The organism is Burkholderia stabilis (assembly GCF_001742165.1).
Lineage (GTDB): Bacteria > Pseudomonadota > Gammaproteobacteria > Burkholderiales > Burkholderiaceae > Burkholderia > Burkholderia stabilis.
Genome location: NZ_CP016442.1, coordinates 928262 through 947473, shown reverse-complemented (window position 1 = coordinate 947473; position 19212 = coordinate 928262). Strand labels below are relative to the sequence as shown.

The 19212-nt window shown below is 66.5% G+C and carries 18 protein-coding genes; 10 read left to right on the top strand and 8 right to left on the bottom strand.

All coding sequences use genetic code 11. The annotated features are described in order from the left end of the window. Position 1: 1 nt before the first annotated feature. The 6 genes from BBJ41_RS04485 to BBJ41_RS04460 are packed head-to-tail and all read left to right on the top strand — an operon-like array spanning position 2 to position 6324. Positions 2–1012 (top strand): type II secretion system F family protein, encoded by a 1011-nt coding sequence (locus tag BBJ41_RS04485; RefSeq protein WP_069745487.1) that lies wholly within the window; start codon positions 2–4, stop codon positions 1010–1012. A 23-nt stretch (positions 1013–1035) separates the two neighbouring features. Further along, entirely contained in the window at positions 1036–1917 is an 882-nt protein-coding gene (locus BBJ41_RS04480; RefSeq protein ID WP_069745486.1) for a tetratricopeptide repeat protein, read from the top strand. 24 nt (positions 1918–1941) lie between these two features. Beyond that, positions 1942–2271 (top strand): DUF3613 domain-containing protein, encoded by a 330-nt coding sequence (locus BBJ41_RS04475; protein ID WP_069745485.1) that lies wholly within the window; start codon positions 1942–1944, stop codon positions 2269–2271. A 10-nt stretch (positions 2272–2281) separates the two neighbouring features. Then, positions 2282–4153 (top strand): TadG family pilus assembly protein, encoded by a 1872-nt coding sequence (locus BBJ41_RS04470; protein ID WP_069745484.1) that lies wholly within the window; start codon positions 2282–2284, stop codon positions 4151–4153. A 17-nt stretch (positions 4154–4170) separates the two neighbouring features. Beyond that, positions 4171–5562, top strand: a complete 1392-nt coding sequence (locus BBJ41_RS04465; RefSeq protein ID WP_069745483.1) for a sigma 54-interacting transcriptional regulator — start codon at positions 4171–4173, stop codon at positions 5560–5562. A 54-nt stretch (positions 5563–5616) separates the two neighbouring features. After that, positions 5617–6324 carry a DUF2968 domain-containing protein gene (locus tag BBJ41_RS04460; RefSeq protein ID WP_069745482.1) on the top strand — a complete coding sequence of 236 codons (708 nt, stop codon included), beginning with the start codon at positions 5617–5619 and terminating at the stop codon, positions 6322–6324. 92 nt (positions 6325–6416) lie between these two features. Here BBJ41_RS04460 and hfq read toward each other — a convergent pair whose 3' ends face one another. Next, positions 6417–6986 (bottom strand): RNA chaperone Hfq, encoded by a 570-nt coding sequence (hfq, locus tag BBJ41_RS04455; protein ID WP_069745481.1) that lies wholly within the window; start codon positions 6984–6986, stop codon positions 6417–6419. Positions 6987–7280: 294 nt separating this feature from the next. Here hfq and BBJ41_RS04450 point away from each other — a divergent pair, with 294 nt between their 5' ends. Continuing rightward, complete coding sequence (locus BBJ41_RS04450; RefSeq protein WP_069745480.1) at positions 7281–7565, top strand: hypothetical protein; 285 nt, start codon at positions 7281–7283, stop codon at positions 7563–7565. A gap of 27 nt (positions 7566–7592) precedes the next feature. On the opposite strand, the gene BBJ41_RS04445 is transcribed toward BBJ41_RS04450, so the two are convergent. From BBJ41_RS04445 to BBJ41_RS04430, 4 genes are all read right to left on the bottom strand, one after another. Further along, a complete protein-coding gene (locus BBJ41_RS04445) occupies positions 7593–8510 on the bottom strand; it encodes a DUF1571 domain-containing protein (protein ID WP_069745479.1) in 918 nt (305 codons plus the stop codon). Between the two features lie 29 nt (positions 8511–8539). Continuing rightward, positions 8540–10294: an AMP-binding protein gene (locus BBJ41_RS04440; RefSeq protein WP_069745478.1), complete on the bottom strand. Its 1755-nt coding sequence runs from the start codon at positions 10292–10294 to the stop codon at positions 8540–8542. Between the two features lie 157 nt (positions 10295–10451). Then, the gene (locus BBJ41_RS04435) at positions 10452–11270 is read right to left on the bottom strand and encodes a TetR/AcrR family transcriptional regulator (protein WP_069745477.1); all 819 of its coding nucleotides are present in this window, start codon (positions 11268–11270) and stop codon (positions 10452–10454) included. A 216-nt stretch (positions 11271–11486) separates the two neighbouring features. Continuing rightward, a complete protein-coding gene (locus BBJ41_RS04430) occupies positions 11487–12707 on the bottom strand; it encodes an MFS transporter (RefSeq protein WP_069747586.1) in 1221 nt (406 codons plus the stop codon). A gap of 281 nt (positions 12708–12988) precedes the next feature. Between BBJ41_RS04430 and BBJ41_RS04425 the strand changes: the two genes are divergently transcribed. From BBJ41_RS04425 to BBJ41_RS04415, 3 genes are all read left to right on the top strand, one after another. Further along, positions 12989–13531: a GNAT family N-acetyltransferase gene (locus BBJ41_RS04425; protein ID WP_069747585.1), complete on the top strand. Its 543-nt coding sequence runs from the start codon at positions 12989–12991 to the stop codon at positions 13529–13531. 124 nt (positions 13532–13655) lie between these two features. After that, positions 13656–14282: a ParB-like protein gene (locus BBJ41_RS04420; protein ID WP_069745476.1), complete on the top strand. Its 627-nt coding sequence runs from the start codon at positions 13656–13658 to the stop codon at positions 14280–14282. 24 nt (positions 14283–14306) lie between these two features. Further along, a complete protein-coding gene (locus BBJ41_RS04415; protein ID WP_069745475.1) occupies positions 14307–16037 on the top strand; it encodes a SulP family inorganic anion transporter in 1731 nt (576 codons plus the stop codon). 27 nt (positions 16038–16064) lie between these two features. On the opposite strand, the gene BBJ41_RS04410 is transcribed toward BBJ41_RS04415, so the two are convergent. The 3 genes from BBJ41_RS04410 to BBJ41_RS04400 form a co-directional block, all read right to left on the bottom strand. Then, positions 16065–16994 carry a carbohydrate kinase family protein gene (locus tag BBJ41_RS04410; RefSeq protein WP_069747584.1) on the bottom strand — a complete coding sequence of 310 codons (930 nt, stop codon included), beginning with the start codon at positions 16992–16994 and terminating at the stop codon, positions 16065–16067. A 130-nt stretch (positions 16995–17124) separates the two neighbouring features. After that, entirely contained in the window at positions 17125–18069 is a 945-nt protein-coding gene (locus BBJ41_RS04405) for an ABC transporter substrate-binding protein (RefSeq protein ID WP_069745474.1), read from the bottom strand. An 83-nt stretch (positions 18070–18152) separates the two neighbouring features. Beyond that, positions 18153–19190, bottom strand: a complete 1038-nt coding sequence (locus BBJ41_RS04400) for an ABC transporter permease subunit (RefSeq protein WP_069745473.1) — start codon at positions 19188–19190, stop codon at positions 18153–18155. Positions 19191–19212 lie beyond the last annotated feature (22 nt).

Genomic DNA, 19212 nt, shown 5'->3' with positions numbered 1-19212 from the left:
CATGACAGCCAATCAAATCGGTTCGTTTGCACTCGCACTCGGGGCGCTCGGCGTCGTGCTGCTGGCGCTGCTCGCGGTGCGCCGCGCGAGTGCGGAGTCGCGCAGCGATCGCGCGCTGGCCAACGCGCTCGAACGACGCTCCGCGACGCTCGAGGCAACGGGCGCCCGGGCCGCGCCGGAAGTCGATGAATCCCGGCTGAATGCGGGCGGGCGGGATGCGGGCGCCCGGCCGTCGCGTGTCGCGTACGTGCTCGACCGCCTGTCGATGGTCGGCACGCGCCTGCTTGACACCCGCATCGGCCGGTATCTGGTCGCCGACGAGGATCGGCTCCTGCTGGAGCAGTGCGGCTACGTCGATACGCGCACCCGCGGACTGTTCCTGAGCGCGCGGCTTGCATGCTCGATCGCCGCGCCGTTGCTCTTCATCGTGCTGATCGGCTCGCAACTGACCGGCGCGCAATGGCGGGCCGGCGCCGGCATCGCCCTCGTCACCGGCTTCATGTTGCCGAAGCTCTACCTGCGGCGTCGTGCTGCGCAGCGCCGGCAGGCGGTGATCGACGAATTGCCGCTGCTGGTCGACATGCTGCGTTTGCTGCAAGGCGTCGGGCTGTCGCTCGACCAGAGCATCCAGGTCGTGACGAACGACTTCAGGGGGATGATGCCGGTGCTGTCGCTGGAAATGGAAATTGCCCAGCGGCAATTCGCTGCCGGCCGGACCCGCGAACAGTCGCTGCAGCGGCTGTCATCCGGCTTCGAGAACGAGGATCTGCGCGCGATCGTGCGGCTGCTGATCCAGGTGGACAAGCACGGCGGCGCGGTACAGGAGCCGCTCAAGCAGTTCGGCGACCGGTTGCGCGAGGCGCGCCGCGCGATGCTGCGCGAACGGATCGGCCGGCTGACGGTGAAGATGACGGGCGTCATGATCGTGACGTTGCTGCCCGCGCTGCTGATCGTGACGGCCGGACCGGGGATGATCTCGGTGTTGCGCGCGCTGAGCCAGGCGCAACGCTGATGCCGGGACGGAAAGGAAGCAAGATGAGACGCATCGATGAAATCGTGAAAGTGGCCGGCGTGCTCGTGATGGCGGGCCTGCTCGGCGCGTGTTCGGCGTTCAAGGAAAGCGGGTACGGCGTCGGCCCGCAGGCCGAGCGCGCGGCGCTGATGGATGCGGCCGCCCAGAAGCAGTCGGCGCCCGATACGCCGGGCATGTATCTCGGCCTGATCGAGCGGATGCAGTCGCAAGGGTTGTATTACGCGTCGCTGGCGCATATCGACGCCTACGAAAAACAGTACGGCGCATCGCCGCAAACGATCCTGCTGCGTGCCGATGCGTTGCGCATGACCGACCAGCCGGCCGCCAGCTCGGCGGTCTACACGCAGTTGCTCAACACGACGCTTGCCGCGCGCGGATATCGCGGGCTCGGGCTGATTGCCGGCGGCGCGGGCGATTTTTCGCGCGCCGCGCAGGCGTTGTCGCAGGCAACGGTGCTGGCGCCGACCGATGCATCGACGCTTTCGGATCTCGCTTACGCCAAGCTGCGTTGCGGCGATATCGAGGGGGCGCGCATTCCGCTGATGAAGGCTGCGGAGCTCGACCAGAGCAATCCGAAGATCATCAGCAATCTGGTGCTGTACCTGCTCGCATCCGGCCGCACGCACGATGCGCAGAAGCTGATGACGCAGCAGAAACTGTCGGCCGACATCCGCAACGATATTCGCGGCGATGCGGCGAAGATCGCCGCGGCGGCGCGCACGTGGCGCCGTGGGTCCCCGGCGTCGGCTTCGGTCGCGACGCCGATCGGCTCGGGGAGCGTGGTCAACGTGTCGGGCTCGGATGTCGCGAAGCGTCCGTCGCCGGTGGCGAATATCCAGGGATTCGATCCTACTGCGCCGCTGCTGCAGCGGTTCGCACAATGAAAAAGGCATTCGGGGGGAACTGACATGACGAACAACAAGAATCCCGGTCGCGTCGCACGCGTGCGCCAAGGTGTCGCGCTGCTCGCGCTCATGGGGGCTGCAACCGCGGCGTATTGCGATCAGCCGGCGCAGGACCCGTCGGAAGTCGGTCATGCGACCAGCGCGCTGCTGGCGTTTCAGCGGGACGGCCGCGCGGCCGCGCCGGGACTGCCGGTGCTGGGCGACACCGCGTCGCTCAGCTATCAACGGTATCTCGAATCGTTCAAGCACAAGATTCCGGAATCGATGGGCTCGCCGGTGAACGCGAACGGCAGCGGGTCGTCCGGCGGGCAGGGTTCGTCGCAATCGTATTGACGAGGCCGCGATGAGCATGGCTCGACATGCATCGAACCGGGTGACCGGACAAGGTCGCGCGTCACCGCGCCGGCAGCGGGGCTCGGTCGTCGTCATGGCGTCCGTGTGGATCCTGCTGTCGATGGTGATTCTCGGTTCGCTCGACATCGGCAACGTCTTTTTCACGCGCCGCGACATGCAGCGCGTGGCCGATCTTGCCGCGCTCGCCGCAGTGCAGAAACTGGACGATACCTGTGCGAACGTGACCTCGGTGGCCACGAGCAACGCGTCGACGAACGGCTTCACGGCGGACGGCAGCATCACGAAGCTGACGGCCGACTGCGGCTATTGGGCGCCGTCGGCGAGCGGGACGTCGAGCACCTTCTATGCGTCGAAGACGACGGTACCGCTGGCGACGCAGTTGAACGCGGTGCGCGTGACGGTCTCCAAAACGCTGCCGTACTTCTTCTTCGGGCCGACGCGCACGGTAACTGCCACGTCGACCGCGAAGGCAACCAACATCGATACCTTTTCGATCGGCGCGACGCTGGCCGCGGTGGGCGGCGTCGGCTGCTCGGGCGTGCCGAGCGGAAACCCCGGCCTCGTGAATGCGCTGCTGGGCTCGCTGCTGCAGGGGCAGGGCGGCACGCCGCTGAACCTCAATCTCGCGTCCTACCAGGGGCTCGCCTGTGCGAACGTCAAGCTCGGCGACATCGCCGTCGCGCTGCAGTCGCTGTCGGTCGGCAACGGGACGATGGGCGGGCTGGTCAATGCCAATGCCACGGTCGGCAACATGCTCAATGCGATGATTGCGGCGGTCGGCAAGACGACCGGGCTGAGTACGACCCTGCAGACCAGCGCAACCGGAGCACTGAACACGCTCGTCAACCTGAACGCGGTCAGCAACACGGCGATCAAGGTCGCGAGCCTGACTGGACAGGGCGCCACGTCGCTGCTGACGCTCGGCCTCGCGAACGCGCAGGCGGCGGCCGATGCGACCGTCAACGTGCTAGATCTCGTCATGGCGATGGCGCAGATCTCGCAGGCCGGCAAGCCGGGCGTGGTGATCGGCGCCAATGTGCCGCTGACGCTGCCGAACGGCAATTCGGTGTCGATCGTCCAGCTGCAGGCGCAGGTCATCAGCCCGCCGACCATTGCGGTCGGCGAAGGCGGGAAGGACGCGAACGGCGCATGGCGGACGGTCGCGACGAACGCGCAGATCGGCCTGTACCTCGTCGTCAACCTGGGCGTGAATCCGCTGCCGGTCGTGGTTTCCGCGAACGTGTACCTGCCGCTTTACGTGCAACTGGGTGCCGGCAATGCCACGCTGCTGTCGACCAACTGCCTGACGTCGCCGAATTCCGCGACGATCAGCGCGCAACCGAGCGTCGCCAATCTCTGCATCGGCCAGCCGCCGCTCACGGCCGGTAATCTGCTGAACCTGCCGGCGACCTACAGCTGCACGACGCCGGCCAAGGTGCTCGACGTCCTGGTTCTGCTGGGCGCCGTCGAGGTGAGCGCGACCGTCTCCAACGTTTCGGTGAGTCTGGCCGGCAATGCGGCTAACAATACGTTCTACGGGCGCGGCGGAAGCGATCCATCGTATTACTGGACGACGAATACGAATGCGCTGGGTTCGGCCGTCAACAACGCGCTGGCAGGCCTGAAAAACGCCCAGATCTCGGCAAACGTGAGCGTCCTGTCCGGACTCATCTCGGTCACGATCACACCGGATTTCCTTACGTCGGTGCTGTCGGTCCTGACCACCATTTTGAGCCCGCTCTTGACCGCGCTCGACGGTATCATCGATCCGTTGCTGGACCTGCTCGGGGTCCAGCTCGGTGCCGCCACGGTGCATCAGATGTCGCTGACCTGCGGCGTCGCGCAAACAGTCAGCAATTAGAGAAGCAAAACCACCCGATGAGAACCACGCCAGCAATCGAAGAGCTCGACCTGTACGTCTGGGAAGGCAAAGCGGACATCGTCGACCGCGTTGCCCGGTGCATGGCGAGCTTCGACGTCGAAGTGATCCGCGCCGACAACGCGGAGATCTCGCCCGAGCGCGCCGCTTTGCGGCCGTCGCTGGCGATCATCAGCGTGTCGATGATCGAAACCGGCTCGGCGTTCCTGCGCGACTGGCAGGCCAATATCGGCATGCCGGTCGTCTGGGTCGGCGCGGCGCGCGACCACGACGCGTCGCAGTATCCGCCCGAGTACTCGCATATCCTGCCGCTCGATTTCACCTGTGCCGAACTGCGCGGCATGATCGGCAAGCTCGTCACGCAACTGCGTGCGCATTCGGCCGAAACGTCGCAGCCGTCCGAACTCGTCGCACACTCGGAATCGATGCAGGCGCTGCTGCACGAAGTCGATACGTTCGCCGACTGCGATACCAACGTGTTGCTGCACGGAGAAACCGGCGTCGGCAAGGAGCGCATCGCGCAACTGCTGCACGACAAGCATTCGCGCTACCGTCATGGCGAATTCGTGCCGGTGAACTGCGGTGCGATTCCCGACGGCCTGTTCGAATCGCTGTTCTTCGGCCATGCGAAAGGATCGTTCACTGGCGCGGTTGTTGCGCATAAAGGCTATTTCGAACAGGCGGGCGGCGGCACGCTGTTCCTCGACGAAGTCGGCGATCTGCCGTTGTACCAGCAGGTCAAGCTGCTGCGCGTGCTCGAGGACGGCGCAGTGCTGCGCGTCGGCGCGACGTCGCCGGTCAAGGTCGATTTCCGCCTGGTCGCGGCGAGCAACAAGAAGCTGCCGCAGCTCGTGAAGGACGGCCTGTTCCGCGCGGATCTCTATTACCGGCTCGCGGTGATCGAGCTGAGCATCCCGTCGCTGGAAGAGCGCGGCGCGGTCGACAAGATCGCGCTGTTCAAGTCGTTCGTCGCGCAGGTCGTCGGCGAGGACCGGCTTGCCGAGTTGTCCGATCTGCCGTACTGGCTGACGGATTCGGTCGCGGACAGCTATTTCCCCGGCAACGTGCGCGAACTGCGCAACCTCGCCGAGCGCGTCGGCGTGACGGTGCGGCAGACGGGCGGGTGGGATGCCGCACGGCTGCAGCGGCTGATTGCGCATGCGCGCAACTCGGCGCAGCCGGTGCCGGCGGAGAGCGCGGCGGAGGTCTTCGTCGATCGAAGCAAGTGGGACATGAACGAGCGCAACCGCGTGATCGCGGCGCTCGACGCAAATGGTTGGCGGCGCCAGGACACGGCGCAGCAACTCGGTATCAGCCGCAAGGTGTTGTGGGAAAAAATGCGCAAATATCAGATCTTCGACGAAGAGCCCGAGACACGCGAAAGCGAGTAATTAATGAGATAAAATCGCGCTGAATTACAACGACTCGGGCGGGAATAAAACTTCATGAGCCATATGACGGGGTTGGGGCGGGCGTGTGCGTTGCTCGCCGTGGTGGGAGGCATGCAGGGCGCGTACGCGCAGGGATTGGCAGACAGCACTTCGCCGGCAGTGCAGCAGGCATCGGCGCCGGTGGCCGCGATTCCGGTGATCGATTCGCAGGGCCCGGCGTCGCTGCAGCCGCAGGCGGGCGAGACGACAGGGCCGAGCACGGTCGACGACCTGCAGCGCCAGATCCAGGCGCACACGCTGACCGAAATGCGCACGAGCTACAACGGCAGCTACGGTGCAAGCCTGCTGTTCAACGTGAAGGACGGCGCGTATTTCGTCGCGCTGTTCCAGCAGAAGGCGTTCTGGCGCGTGATCAAGACTTTCGACGAAACGCGCGCGGAAGCGATCTATCGCGACTTCTCGCGTCAGGCGGAGCGGCTGGCCGTCAACGAACTGCGTGCGGCGAAGCTGGAATCGCAGAAGGCGCAGATGGACAAGCAGATCGAGGTCACGCAGGACCGGGCGCGGCGCCTGCAGGCCGATATCTCGATCGCACGCCAGCAGCAGGCGGCAGTATCGGATCGCCAGAAGAGCGTGCGTAACGAGACCGCGGCGTTGCAGGCGCAACAGGCCGAGCTCCAGTCGCAACTGCGCGCGTTGCAGCAGCAGGTGCGTTCGCTGCAGCGCGAGGCTGACGCGGGCCTGCCGACGACGGCACGTTGAGTTCAGCGGCGGCGGTGCGGCGACATGCCGCGCCGGCCGCACAAGAAAAAAGGGCAAGCCCGTTGGCTTGCCCTTTTTGTTTCGTCGGCGTTTTACTGGCCGTCCGGCACGATGCGCCGGCGGCGCGTGACGATCACCGGCCCGTTGCCGCCGCGTGCATCCGACGGCGACGAATTGCCGGGCGTATCACCGGTGTCGCGCGGCGCGCTGTAGCTTTCGCGCGGTTCACGCGGCGCGCCGTAGCCTTCGCGCGGCTCACGCGAGCCGTAACCTTCGCGCGGTTCGCGGGAGCCATAACCCTCACGCGGTTCACGGGAACCGTAGCCGCCGTCGCCACGCGATTCGCGCGGGCCGCCGTGCGAGCCGTACGGGCTGTGACCGCCGCCTTCACGGCCGCCGGGGCGCCCGCCGGTGCGCGGGCCGCGGGGGCCGCCGCCGCCCGGGCGCGAGCCGCCGGTGTCGAGCTGGATCGTGGAAATCGCGCGCTTGTAGATGCCTTGCAGACCCACGGGGGTGCGCAGCATCACCAGGTACTGGTCGAACGACTCGATACACCCCGTCAGACGAATGCCGTTGACGAGATAGATTTCAACGCGCTTACGTTCCTTGCGCGCCGAATTGATGAAGTCGTTTTGCGGATGGGATTCTGCGGGATTGGCCATTGAGGTGCGGCAGGAGCCTGCGTCAGAGATATGTTGTGCGTGTGTGTGGCGTATGCGTCCACAAGGTGTTTGGCGGGATTCTACCCTGTTCGTTCCGTATGCGCGCAGTCGTGATTGTGTCGAACCGTAACCCACTATAGACGTTCCAGCGCATTTTCGCGATTCGGCCGAACGGCCAAACCGGTTTCGTTACGTCGCGTTACGACTCTCGCAGCGCCGTATCACCTTGGCGTGCGTGCGGCGCTTACATTAGGCTCGCGAGCCGGGCGGGCCGGTATATCAGGGATCCAGAACATGAACAAGAGGCGATGGGCAGGGTGGGTCGGGGGCGTGGCGTTGCTGGCTTCCGGCAGTGCGATGGCGGGGCACGTCGACCTGTCGGTCGGCATCGGCGTACCGGTCGCACCGGTCTATGTCGAGCCGGCGCCGGTCTATGTGGCGCCGCAGCCGGCCGTGGTCGCCTATCCGGGTTACGGATACGGCTACTACGGCGATGACGACGACGATCGCTACCGGAAGTGGCGCAAGCACTATTACAAGCACTGGCACCGGCACCACGGCGACGACGATGACGATTGAGCACGAGGCCGGCCCCGCCGGCGCGCATCAGAACGCGTAGTCGGGGTTCTTCGGATCGAATGCGGTGTCGTCGAGCGTCGCCGGCGCGATTTTCTCGATGACGATCCGCTCGAAGATCTTGCCGTCGTTGTCATAGGACTCGACGGTCCGGAAATAGGGCGCGTGCAGGTCGAGCCCGAGGATTTCCTTCTTTGCATAGAACTGCGGCCGGCCGGTCGGCGTTTCGTAGGTGAGCGCGACGACGCGCACGCCGCCGATCGTCCTGACTTCCACCTGGGTCGGCCGCTGCACGCCGGCTTCCAGGTATTTCTTCCCTTCGGTCAGGTACAGGTTCGTGATGAACTCGGTGCCGAGATCCTTCACCTGGTGATTCGACTGCGCGCGCGCGAGCGCGCCGTCAAGTGACGTCCACAGCGGAATCTTGCCGAGCAGGCCGCCGAGGTGGCCGTACATCTCGTCCTTGCGCTGCGTCGTGTCGTAGATGATTTCCTGTCCCGCGTGCGCGCCGCCCGACTGCCATTTCGCGTAGACCCGCAGCGGCTCGCGGGTCGTTTTCACCAGCATCCGGTCGGGCGTGTCGGACCATTTCCCGCTGATGCGCTCCTGGCGCACCATCGTGAACTGGTACGACGGATAGCCGTTCGGCCCGTTGTGGATGTAGGCCGGCACGGCGAGCGGATCGAGCGCCTTGAAGAGCGCGGTGAGCGTCGCGTCGTCGAGTTGCGCGAGCGTGCCGCGCTGTGCGGCCGTACGCAGCCAGCGCGCCTGCTGCGCGACCGGCTCGCGGGTGACCTTCGCCAGGTCCGCCGGCAGCGCGACGCCCTGTGCAGCGCTCGCGGCGTCCGTCGTTTCCTGCGCGTGCAGGCCGGCCTGCGCGAGCGACAGTATGCAGGCGACCACCGCGGCGGCGGCATGCCGCGCGCGGGTTTTCTTTCCTTCGTTCATCGACAGCGTCTCCCGGAGCGATGGGGCGTTCAGCCTTGCTTCGTGGCCTTGATCTTGGCGAGTTCCTCGTCGCGCAGCGCGCGGCGCAGGATCTTGCCGACGTTCGTCTGCGGCAGTGCGTCGCGGAACTCGACGAATTTCGGCATCTTGTAGCCGGTCAGGTTCTTGCGGCAGTGCGCGAGCACGTCGTCGACCGTGAGCGACGGGTCGCGGCGCACGACGAACACCTTGATCCGCTCGCCCTGTATTTCGTCGGGAATGCCGATCGCCGCGGCTTCGCTGATGCCCGGGTGCATCACGAGTACTTCCTCGATCTCGTTCGGATACACGTTGAAGCCCGACACGAGGATCATGTCCTTCTTGCGGTCGATGAGGCGGATGAAGCCGCGTTCGTCCATCACGCCGATGTCGCCGGTGCCGAGCCAGCCATCGGCATCGATCACCTTGGCCGTCTCGTCGGGGCGCTGCCAGTAGCCGCGCATCACCTGCGGACCGTGCACGCACAGCTCGCCCGGCTCGCCGATCGCGGCCCAGGTGCCGTCCTCGCGGCGAAAGCGCACGGTGGTGGAGGGCGCGGGCAGGCCGATCGAGCCGCTGAATGCGGCCATGTCGTTCAGGTCGACCGGGTTCATCGTGACGATCGGCGAGCATTCGGTGAGGCCGTAGCCTTCGACGACCGGCCGGCCCGTCACCTGCTGGAAACGCTCCGCGACCGCGCGCTGCATCGCCATCCCGCCTGCCATCGCCAGCTTGAGCTTCGAGAAGTCGCGCTTGCGGAACTCCTCGTTGTCGAGGAACGCGTTGTACAGCGTGTTGATGCCGGTGATCCCCGTGAACGTTTCGTTGCGGATGATCTTCATCACCATCTTCATGTCGCGCGGGTTCGCGATCAGGATGTTGCGCCCGCCGAGTCCCATGAAGATGAACGCGTTCACCGTCAGCGAATAGATGTGATAGAGCGGCAGCGGCGTGAGCACGGTTTCGACGTCGCCCGACACCTGGTCGGCGATCCAGGCCTTCGCCTGCAGCAGGTTCGCGATCAGGTTGCCGTGCGTGAGCATCGCGCCCTTCGCGACGCCGGTCGTGCCGCCCGTGTATTGCAGGAACGCGAGATCGTCGCGGGTCGTCTGCACGGGTTGCGGTTTGCCGCGCGCGCCGAGCGCAAGCGCGGAGCGCAGCCGGATCGCCTGCGGCAGGTGGTAGGCCGGCACGAGCTTCTTCACGTGCTTCAGCACGAAGTTGATCAGGCGTCCTTTCGCATTGAAGCCGTCGGCGAGCAGGTCGCCGAGCGCGGTGACGACGATGTTCTTCACCTGCGTTTCAGGCAGCGCGTCCTGCAGCGTGCGCGCGAAGTTCTCGAACACGACGATCGTCTGCGCGCCGCTGTCCTTCAACTGGTGCGCGAGCTCGCGCACGGTGTAGAGCGGGTTGACGTTGACGACGATCGCGCCGGCCTTCAGCGTGCCGAACAGCGCAACCGGGTACTGGAACGTGTTCGGCAGCATGATCGCGACACGGTCGCCCGGCTTCACGCCGAGGCTCTGCAGATAGGACGCGAACGCGTCGACTTTCTGCGCGAGCGTGCGATAGGTCATCGATGCGCCCGCGCTCACGTAGGCGACGCGCTCGGCGAAGCGTGTCGTGCATTCGTCGAAGAACTGCACGAGCGACGCGTATTGCGCGACGTCGATTTCGTGCGGTACGCCGGGCGGGTAAGACGCGTACCAGATGCCGTCGGTGTTCGGCGGAACCTGGGTCGCTGCGGTTGCTGCGGAAGATGACATGACGTGTCTCCGGTCTTTGCTTTTGGTACGGGCAGGCGTCTAGTCGCCGGTCCGTGCCCCGTGTCTGGCGGTCGATCGACGCGGGCGCCTCGACGCTCCGCACGACCCCGCGCATCAATCAAATCGTGAACAGGAAGCCGCGCGTGGCCTCGCGCGCTCAGCTCGCGGAATGCAGCGTCGCCGTATCGGCGGTCGCGGCACCCGGCGGCAGCCCGAATGCTTCGCTCGCTCCCGCGTCGTCGAGCACCGCCGCGAAGATCGACAGTTGCGCGCTGTCGGGCATCGGCGCCTTCAGCGCGGCGACGATCAGCGACGACAGCCGCGCGATCATCTGCACGTCGTTCATCGTGCGGCCCTGCGAGAACTCGTCGATCAGGCTTTCCGTTTCGGCGCCCGCGAGCGCGCCGGACAGCGCACCGATCGCGAAGTGCAGCCGCCAGCCGAGCTCGGTGCGCGGCAGATGCGGCAACGCGCGCTGGAATGCGTCGAAGAAGCGGCCGGCGACGCTCGCGTAGTGCGCGGTCAGGAAGTTGCGCACGAACGGCGACGGATCGGTGTACGCGCGGCCGATCAGCCGGAGAAACCCGGGGCCGCCGCGTTCGGGATTGCGCGAGGCCTTCAGCGCGGGAATGAACATCGCGCCGAGCACGTGCTCGCAGGTGATGTGCATGCCGAGCTGCGCATCGAAGCGGTCGAGGATGGCGAGACGCTCCTGGTTGAGCTGGTCGAGCCGTCGCGACAGCATCGCGTGGATCAACGCTTCCTTGCTGCCGAAGTGGTAGTTGACCGCGGCAAGGTTGACCGCCGCGCGTGAAGTGATCTGCCGCATCGACATCGCTTCGAAGCCGTGCTCGATGAACAGGTCCTCGGCCGCATCGAGAATGCGCGCCTTCGTCCCCCCGGTCTGCCGAGTGCCGGATGACCGTGCCCCGGACGGCCGTCCCGCGGGCGGCCGCCCCTCCTGACTTACTGCCATGTTCCGCCTCCCATGCCGGTCGCCCGGCCGCGAACAGGTGATTCGATTATGTGATTCAAACGATCGTTTTTATTAAGAGTAAAAAAACGCGGGCACAGCGGGCAAGCGGGGAATCTGGACCAATTCCTCTAGTTCGATGTGCGGATGCGGAAAGTGTGAGGCGCGGCCCCGGCGGAGCGGGGCGCGCGCGATGGTGCGATGCGGCAATGCGGGGGATCAGCCGACGGTGCTACGCGTATTGACCGATTGCGTCATGTCGATGCCGCGCCGCTCGCGGCTGAACAGGATCAGCACGGCGATCGCGACGGCCACGGTGCCCGCCACGAGCGCGAGCGCCATGCCGTAATTGTTGTCGTGCGACACGGCGAGCGATGCCTGCATCGTCGCGTTGCCCGACGCGAGCAGGTTGCCGAGCTGATAGACGACACCGGGGAAGGTCGCGCGGATCTCGTCGGGCGAAATCTCGTTCAGGTGAACGGGAATCACGCCCCACGCACCCTGTACCGAAATCTGCATCAGGAATGCGCCGGCGGCGAGGGCGAGCGGGCCGCTCGAGAACGCCCACAGCGGCAGCACGGGCAGCGCGATCAGCGCGGCGATGAAGATCGCGCGGCGCCGGCCGATCCGCTCCGAGATCGTGCCGAACGACAGACCGCCGACGATCGCGCCGATGTTCAGCACGATCGTGATCCACGACACGGTATGCGGATCGAAATGATGCTGTTCGCGCAGGAACGTCGGATAGAGATCCTGCGTACCATGCGAGAAGAAGTTGAACGCGGTCATCAGCACGATCGCGTAGATCGTGAGCTTCCAGTTCTGCTTCAACGTGGCGCCGAGGCTCGGGCGCGGGCGTTTCTCCATCTGTTTCCACGCCGGCGATTCGGGCACGTGCGCGCGCACGTACAGCACGAGCAGCGCGGGCAGCACGCCGACCATGAACATCCCGCGCCAGCCGATGTACTGGTAGAACAGGCCGAACACGACGGACGCGAGCAGGTATCCGCTCGGATAGCCGGCCTGCAGCAGCCCCGACACGAAGCCGCGCGCATGGGTCGGCACGGTTTCCATCGTCAGCGCGGAGCCGACGCCCCATTCGCCGCCCATCGCGATGCCGAACAGCGCGCGCAGCACGAGCAGTGCGGTCAGGCTCGGCGCGAAACCCGACGCGAGTTCGAGCAGCGAGTAGCACGCGATGTTCACCATCAACGTCGGGCGGCGGCCGAAGCGATCGGCGAGCCGGCCGAAGATCAGCGCGCCGAGCGGGCGCATCGCCAGCGTCAGCGTGAGCGCGAACGCGACGGCGGGAATCGTCGACGAGAATTCGGCGGCGATGTCCTTCAGCACGAAAACCATCAGGAAAAAATCGAACGCATCGAGCGTCCAGCCCAGGTAGGCGGCGATCGTGACGTTGCGTTGCTCGCGGGTCCAGCTCATGTCCGAGGTCTCCTCGTTGCCGTGCGCGCTCACGATGTGCATGCGGGTGCCGGCCCGGCTTGCGCGCGGTGCGGGGGCACTGATCGAGTGTAGGCCGCCGCGCTGCGCGATGTGGGGCGCGATAACGTTGAATCGGGAATAATCCCTACGAAATGAACTGTTTCGAAAACGGAAACGGCGCCGCGCGAGGCAGGTGACAGGCATCTGTATCATTCCGGAAGGCTTTTTGTATCAGTTCTGTAATGCGCCCGATGCGCATCGTCACCGAATCAGGAGTCCCGATGACCGACCATTTTGCCGCTGCGTTGCCCGTGCTCGAAACCGAAAGACTGTGGCTGCGTCCGCGCGTGCTGGCCGATCTCGATGCGTGCATCGCGATGGATCGCGATCCCGAGGTCACGCGGCACATCGCGGGCCCGTGGCACGATCCCGTCGAGCATCGGCGCTTCGTCACGCACCGGATCACGCGCGACTATCCGCCGGGTCTCGGCTACTGGTCGATCTTCGAGAAAGCCGCGCCCGATGCGTTCATCGGCTGGGTCCTGTTGATTCCCGACTATGCGGATGGCGCGCGCGACGTCGAGATCGGCTGGCGGCTGATGCGCGCGACGTGGGGGCGCGGCATCGCGAGCGAGGCCGCGCAAGCCGTCGTGCGTCACGCATTCGACACGGTGCGCCTGCCGCGCGTGATCGCCGACATCGCCGAGGCCAACGGCGGTTCGCTGAACGTCGCGCGCAAGCTCGGGATGCGCCGCGTGGGCGTCGTGCACGACGGCATCCCTTACGTGCGTCACCGGCTCGAACGCGACGACCTGCGCGCGTAGCAGGCACGCGTGCACGACCGGTTGTCAGAGATCGTCAACCGGATGCGTATCGAGGTCATGACGTATTAACGGCTCGCGCGATCAGGAGTATCGTTGCCGGAATTTCGCAACATGGGGTACGACCATGGCACTCGGCAACGACGTTCATCTCATTCCCGTCCGGCTCGACGCATTGCGTCCGACCCAGATGACGGTCGGCTATCGCGAAGTGAAAGCGAAGCGCAAGCACTGGAAGGCGCTCGACAAGCGCGCGCGCAAGGCCGCGATCGAATCGCACTGGTTCCCGGCCGTGCTCGGCCCGGACGGGCTGCACTACATCACCGATCACCACCATCTCGGCCTCGCGCTGATCGAGGAAGGCGAGTCGCGCGTGAACGCGATGCTGCTGAAGGACCTGTCGTGGCTCGACGACACGATCTTCTGGCGGATGATGGAGCACAACCAGTGGGTGCACCCGTTCGGCCCGGACGGGACGCGTCGCGACTATGCGCATTTGCCCAAGGTGCTGACGGGGCTCGAGGACGATCCGTACCGCAGCCTTGCCGGCGAGCTGCGCACGGCGGGCGGTTATGCGAAGGATGCGACGCCGTTCAGCGAATTCCTGTGGGCCGACTACCTGCGCCAGCACGTGTCGCTCGATCAGATCCGCAAGAACTTCGCGAAGGCGCTCGACGTCGCATTGCACCGCGCGCACGATCAGGATGCGCGCTATCTGCCCGGCTGGTCGGGCGTCATCGCCGTCAAACCCTGACCGACCCACGCCGGCGAGCGCCCCATGACGACTGCCCCGATTCGCCCCGACGCCGGCCCGCAGCATGCCGACCATTTCACCGCGCTCGACGCGGCGCCGCCGCCGCGCACGCAGCGCATCGGCCTCGATGCGCTGGCCGGCCTGTCGATCGCCGGCCTGCTGATTCCCGAGGCGGTCGCCTATGCGGGGCTGGCCAACCTGCCGCCGCAGGCCGGCCTCATCGCGCTGCTGTCGGGGCTCGTCGTCTATGCGCTGACGGGCAGCAGCCGCTTCGCGATCGTGTCGTCGACGTCGTCGTCGGCCGCCGTGCTGGCGGCGACCGTACTGGCGGAGTCGGGGATGGCGCCCGCCGCGCAGCTCGCGCTCGCGGCGGCGCTCGTCGCGATGACGGGCGTGTTGTTCATCCTGGCCGGCGTCGCGCGGCTCGGTGGCATGTCGGATTTCATCGCACGGCCCGTGCTGCGCGGTTTCACGTTCGGGCTCGCGCTGACGATCGTCATCAAGCAGTTGCCGAAGATTCTCGCGATTTCCATGCAGCACAGCGATGCACCGCATGTCGCGCTCGACCTGATCGCCGGCGCGCCGCATGCGAACCTCGCGAGCGTCGTGCTCGGCGCGACCGCGCTTGCGCTGCTGTTCGTGCTCGGCCGCCGCTCGCGCGTGCCCGCCACGCTCGTCGTGATCGTGCTGTCGATCGCGATCGGCTATGCGATCGACTGGCAGCGGTACGGGATCGCGATCGTCGGTCATATCGACTTCAAGCACCTCGAATTCGGCCTGCCGCAGCTCGACCGCAACGCGTGGATGCAGACGGTCGAGCTCGGCTTCGCGCTGATGCTGATCCTGTACGCGGAGTCGTACGGATCGATCCGCAACTTCGCGCTGAAGCATGGCGACACCGTGTCGCCGAATCGGGATCTCGTCGCGCTCGGATGTTCGAATCTCGTGTCGGGCCTGTTGCACGGGATGCCGGTCGGCGCCGGCTATTCGGCGACGTCGGCGAACGAGGCGGCCGGCGCGCAGTCGCGTTTTGCCGGCCTGTGGGCGGCGGGCGTGGTCGCGCTGATCGTATGGTTGCTGCTGCCGCAGCTGGCGCGCACGCCGGAGCCCGTGCTCGCGGCGATCGTGATCTTCGCGGTCAGCCACTCGCTGCATCCGTCCGTATTCCGGCCGTACTGGGTCTGGCATCGCGACCGGCTCGTCGTGATCGCCGCGCTGCTCGCGGTGCTCGTGCTCGGCGTGCTGCACGGGCTGCTCGCGGCCATCGGCGTGAGCCTGCTGCTGACGCTGCGCAAGCTGTCGGAGCCGAACGTCAGCGTGCTGGGCCGGCTGCGCGACAGCCACGACTTCGTCGACGTCGCGAGCCATGCCGAGGCGAAGCCGGTGCCCGGCGTGCTGATCGTGCGGCCCGAGGCGCAGCTGTTCTTCGCGAATGCGGACCGGATGCTCAATCGCGTGCGCGCGCTGATGAAGGCCGCGCCGGACACGCATACGGTGATGCTGAGCCTCGAGGAGACACCCGATGTCGACGGCACGACGATCGAATCGTTGCGCACGTTCGCGGCCGAATGCGCGGCGCGCGGGCTGCGGCTCGCGATCGTGCGGCTCAAGGTGCATGCGCTGCATGCGTTGCGCCGCGCGGCGGACGACACGCTGCGCGACGACGAGATGTCCGAACTGAGCGTCGACGAGAGCCTGCAACTGCTGCAGGCCGGCATGCAGCCGGGTGGCGACGACGGGGCGACCGCCACGTGATGACGGGCGCGCACGCGTTACCTGTCGCTAAAGCACCGCGAAGGTAGCGCGGCCGGCCATCTCGGCCACTTCAGCGGCCGTTGGCGCATACGCGCCTGCGTGCTCGCAGGCGACTGCCGCGCACGCGGCCGCATAGCGCAGATGCTCGGCCGCCGGTGCATCGGGCCGTGCAAGCTGGCTCGCGAGCCAGCCGCCGATGCTGGCATCGCCGCAGCCGACCGTATCGGCCACGTCGGTCGGGAACGCGGGCTGGAACAGCGCGGTATCGCGATGCAGCAGCTGCATGCCGGCTGCGCCGCGCGTGACGAGCATCGTCGCGTCGGGTGCCCACGCGCGCAGTTGCGCCAGCGCGGCCGTTTCGTCGAGTTCGGGAAACAACCCGTGCAGATCTTCGTCGGATACCTTGATCCAGTCGGCGAGCCCGGCCAGCCGGCGCAGCGTGTCGCGATACGACGGCACGGCCATCGGCGCACGGAAGTTCGGGTCGAACGAGATCCGCTTGCCGGCCGCGCGTGCCGCTTGCGCTACCTCGATCAGGCGCGCCGCGAGCGGTTCGCGCACGACGCCGAGCGAGCCGACGTGCACGATTTCGGCCGCGTCGAACGCGCCGGCGGGCAGGTCGGCCGGATCGAACGCGAGATCGGCGCTGTTTTCGCCGATGAAGAAATAGTGGGGCGGCTGCTTCGACACGACCATCGCGAGCAGCGGTGCGCGGTCGACCTGCCGGATGAAGCGCATGTCGAGCCCCGCGTCGGCGCTCTTGTGCATCAGCTCGTCGCCGAAGATGTCGCGGCTGACCGTGCCGGCGAATGCCGTCGGCACGCCGAGCCGCGCGCCGACGCGCGCGACGTTCCAGCATGAACCGCCTGCGATGCTGTGCCAGTGCTGCGTGTCGTCGCGGATGAAATCGGTCAGCGCTTCGCCGAATACGATCAGGCGGGGGAACGTCGTCGTCATGTCGAAACCTTGTGCCGTGGCGTTGTGCACGGCCGTACGGCGGTTGATCCGAAAAGGCGGGCAGTGCGGGCCGTCGCGCCTGGCGACACGGCCCGCACTGCCCGGTTGGGCGGGTGGACAGGCGGCGCGATCAGCGCGGCGTGCTCCAGCCCTTGTACGTCTTCACGTTGTCGCGCGTGATGAGCGTCGGCTCGATCAGGATCATCGGATTGGCCGGCTTCTGGCCGTTCATGATGCCGTAGCCGACGTTGACGGCCTGCTGCGCCATCGCCCACGGGTCCTGGCTCGACGATGCCTGCACGAGCGTGTTGGACTTGAGCGCGACCTCGATGTCGGGTGCGCCGTCGACCGACGTGATCACGATGTTCGGGCGATTCAGCTGTTTCGCGGCGAGATCGCTGCCGATCGCCTGCGGGTCGTTGATCGTGAACACCGCATCGAGCTTCGGAAAGCGCGTCAGGTAGCCCTGCATCGTGTTCATCCCGCCTTCGCGCGAGCCCTTGCCGTCCTGGTCGCTCGACAGCACCTTGATGCCCGTGTTTTTCGCGAGCACGGCCTTGCAGCCGTTGACGCGATCGATCACCGCCGACACCTGCGGGCCGTTTTCGATGATCACGTTGCCCTTGCCGTTCAGCTTCTTCGCGATGTAGTCGCACGCGAGTTCGCCGGCCTTCACGTTGTTGGTCTGCACCGTCGCATTCGCGCCGGCCGCCGCGACGTCGACCGCGACGACCGTGATGCCGGCTGCCTGCGCCTTCTTCACCGCCGGCTCGATCGCCTTCGGATCGGTCGCGTTGAGCAGGATCATGTCGACGTGCGCGGAGATGAAGTTGTCGATCTGCGTGAACTGCTTGTTCAGGTCATAGTCGGCCGACACGGCCGTGACCTTTGCGTTCGGGTTGATCTGCCTGGCGCGCGCCTCGGCGCCCTTGACGATCGTGACGAAGTACGGATTGCCGAGCGACCCGACCGTGACGCCGATCGATTTGAGCGGCTTGTCGGCCGCGTGTGCGGCGGAGGCGCCGAAGGCGAGCGCGCAGGCGACGGCGGTCAGGGCGGCTTTGTGCTTGAACATGTCGTTGTGTCTCCGTGAGGTTTGTTGGCGGACGGGCGCAGGAGGGTCTGCCTGCGCCGCAAGGTTGAATGAACGGGAGAGGATCAGGTGCGCGCCGAGTCGCGCTGGCGATAGCGGTCGAGTGCGACGGCGCCGATGATCACGAGCCCCTTGATGATGTATTGCCAGATGTCGGACACGCCGAGCAGCACGAGGCCGTTCGTCAGTACCGCGATGATCAGCGCGCCGATCAGCGTGCCGACGATCGAGCCGACGCCGCCGACGAAGCTCGTGCCACCGAGGATCACCGCGGCGATCGCGTCGAGTTCGTAGGACTGGCCGAGCTGCAGGCCGTTGGCCGCATAGAGGCGCGCGGCCGACATCACTGCGCCGAGCCCGGCGAGCAGCCCCGACGCCGCGTACACGAACATCTGGATCGCCCGCACGTTGATGCCCGACAGGCGCGCGGCTTCCGGATTGCCGCCGACCGAATAGATCCGCATCCCGAGCACCGTGCGGCGCAGGATGAACCACGAGATCGCGATCACCGCACACGCGATCACGACGAGCCACGGCACGCCGAGGATCGTGCCGTTGCCGATGAACGCGAACGGCAGTTGCGGGTTGAACACGGTCGTGTCGTTGCCGATCAGGCGCGCAACGCCGCGCACGGCCGTCATCGCTCCGAGCGTGACGATGAATGGCGGCAGGCGCAGGAAAGAGATCAGCCCGCCGTTGATCGCGCCGAATGCGAGCCCGACGACGAGCGCGAACGGCACACCGAGCCAGCCCCAGCCGGGGATCGTCGATGCGAGCAGCGCCGCGACGGCCGCGGCGGCGAGCACCGAGCCGACCGACAGGTCGATGCCGCCGGTCAGGATCACGAAGGTCATGCCGGCGGCGAGCACGATGTTGATCGACGCCTGCTGCGTGACGATCGACAGGTTCTGCAGCGTGAAGAAGCCGTCGGTCAGGAAGCCGAAGCCGATGCACAGCACCAGCAGCACCGGCAGCATGCCGGCGGTGCGGATCAGCGACTGCATGCGTGCGCGATGGTCGGCGACGCGTAACGGGGAAGGACGATCGCCCACCGGATGGGCCGTCGCGGAAGCGAGGTTCCGCTGCTTGGTCGGGTTGATCATTTCGGTAACCTGAATGTAAGTG

What these genes read in the sequence shown, in the direction of transcription:
- BBJ41_RS04430 (WP_069747586.1), bottom strand. Translation starts at nt 12,707, where the DNA reads ATGAGCTGGACCCGCGAGCAACGCAACGTCACGATCGCCGCCTACCTG.
- BBJ41_RS04475 (WP_069745485.1), top strand. Translation starts at nt 1,942, where the DNA reads ATGACGAACAACAAGAATCCCGGTCGCGTCGCACGCGTGCGCCAAGGT.
- BBJ41_RS04445 (WP_069745479.1), bottom strand. Translation starts at nt 8,510, where the DNA reads ATGAACGAAGGAAAGAAAACCCGCGCGCGGCATGCCGCCGCCGCGGTG.
- BBJ41_RS04465 (WP_069745483.1), top strand. Translation starts at nt 4,171, where the DNA reads ATGAGAACCACGCCAGCAATCGAAGAGCTCGACCTGTACGTCTGGGAA.
- BBJ41_RS04450 (WP_069745480.1), top strand. Translation starts at nt 7,281, where the DNA reads ATGAACAAGAGGCGATGGGCAGGGTGGGTCGGGGGCGTGGCGTTGCTG.
- BBJ41_RS04400 (WP_069745473.1), bottom strand. Translation starts at nt 19,190, where the DNA reads ATGATCAACCCGACCAAGCAGCGGAACCTCGCTTCCGCGACGGCCCAT.
- BBJ41_RS04435 (WP_069745477.1), bottom strand. Translation starts at nt 11,270, where the DNA reads ATGGCAGTAAGTCAGGAGGGGCGGCCGCCCGCGGGACGGCCGTCCGGG.
- BBJ41_RS04415 (WP_069745475.1), top strand. Translation starts at nt 14,307, where the DNA reads ATGACGACTGCCCCGATTCGCCCCGACGCCGGCCCGCAGCATGCCGAC.
- BBJ41_RS04480 (WP_069745486.1), top strand. Translation starts at nt 1,036, where the DNA reads ATGAGACGCATCGATGAAATCGTGAAAGTGGCCGGCGTGCTCGTGATG.
- BBJ41_RS04485 (WP_069745487.1), top strand. Translation starts at nt 2, where the DNA reads ATGACAGCCAATCAAATCGGTTCGTTTGCACTCGCACTCGGGGCGCTC.
- BBJ41_RS04440 (WP_069745478.1), bottom strand. Translation starts at nt 10,294, where the DNA reads ATGTCATCTTCCGCAGCAACCGCAGCGACCCAGGTTCCGCCGAACACC.
- BBJ41_RS04420 (WP_069745476.1), top strand. Translation starts at nt 13,656, where the DNA reads ATGGCACTCGGCAACGACGTTCATCTCATTCCCGTCCGGCTCGACGCA.
- BBJ41_RS04425 (WP_069747585.1), top strand. Translation starts at nt 12,989, where the DNA reads ATGACCGACCATTTTGCCGCTGCGTTGCCCGTGCTCGAAACCGAAAGA.
- BBJ41_RS04405 (WP_069745474.1), bottom strand. Translation starts at nt 18,069, where the DNA reads ATGTTCAAGCACAAAGCCGCCCTGACCGCCGTCGCCTGCGCGCTCGCC.
- hfq (WP_069745481.1), bottom strand. Translation starts at nt 6,986, where the DNA reads ATGGCCAATCCCGCAGAATCCCATCCGCAAAACGACTTCATCAATTCG.
- BBJ41_RS04460 (WP_069745482.1), top strand. Translation starts at nt 5,617, where the DNA reads ATGAGCCATATGACGGGGTTGGGGCGGGCGTGTGCGTTGCTCGCCGTG.
- BBJ41_RS04470 (WP_069745484.1), top strand. Translation starts at nt 2,282, where the DNA reads ATGAGCATGGCTCGACATGCATCGAACCGGGTGACCGGACAAGGTCGC.
- BBJ41_RS04410 (WP_069747584.1), bottom strand. Translation starts at nt 16,994, where the DNA reads ATGACGACGACGTTCCCCCGCCTGATCGTATTCGGCGAAGCGCTGACC.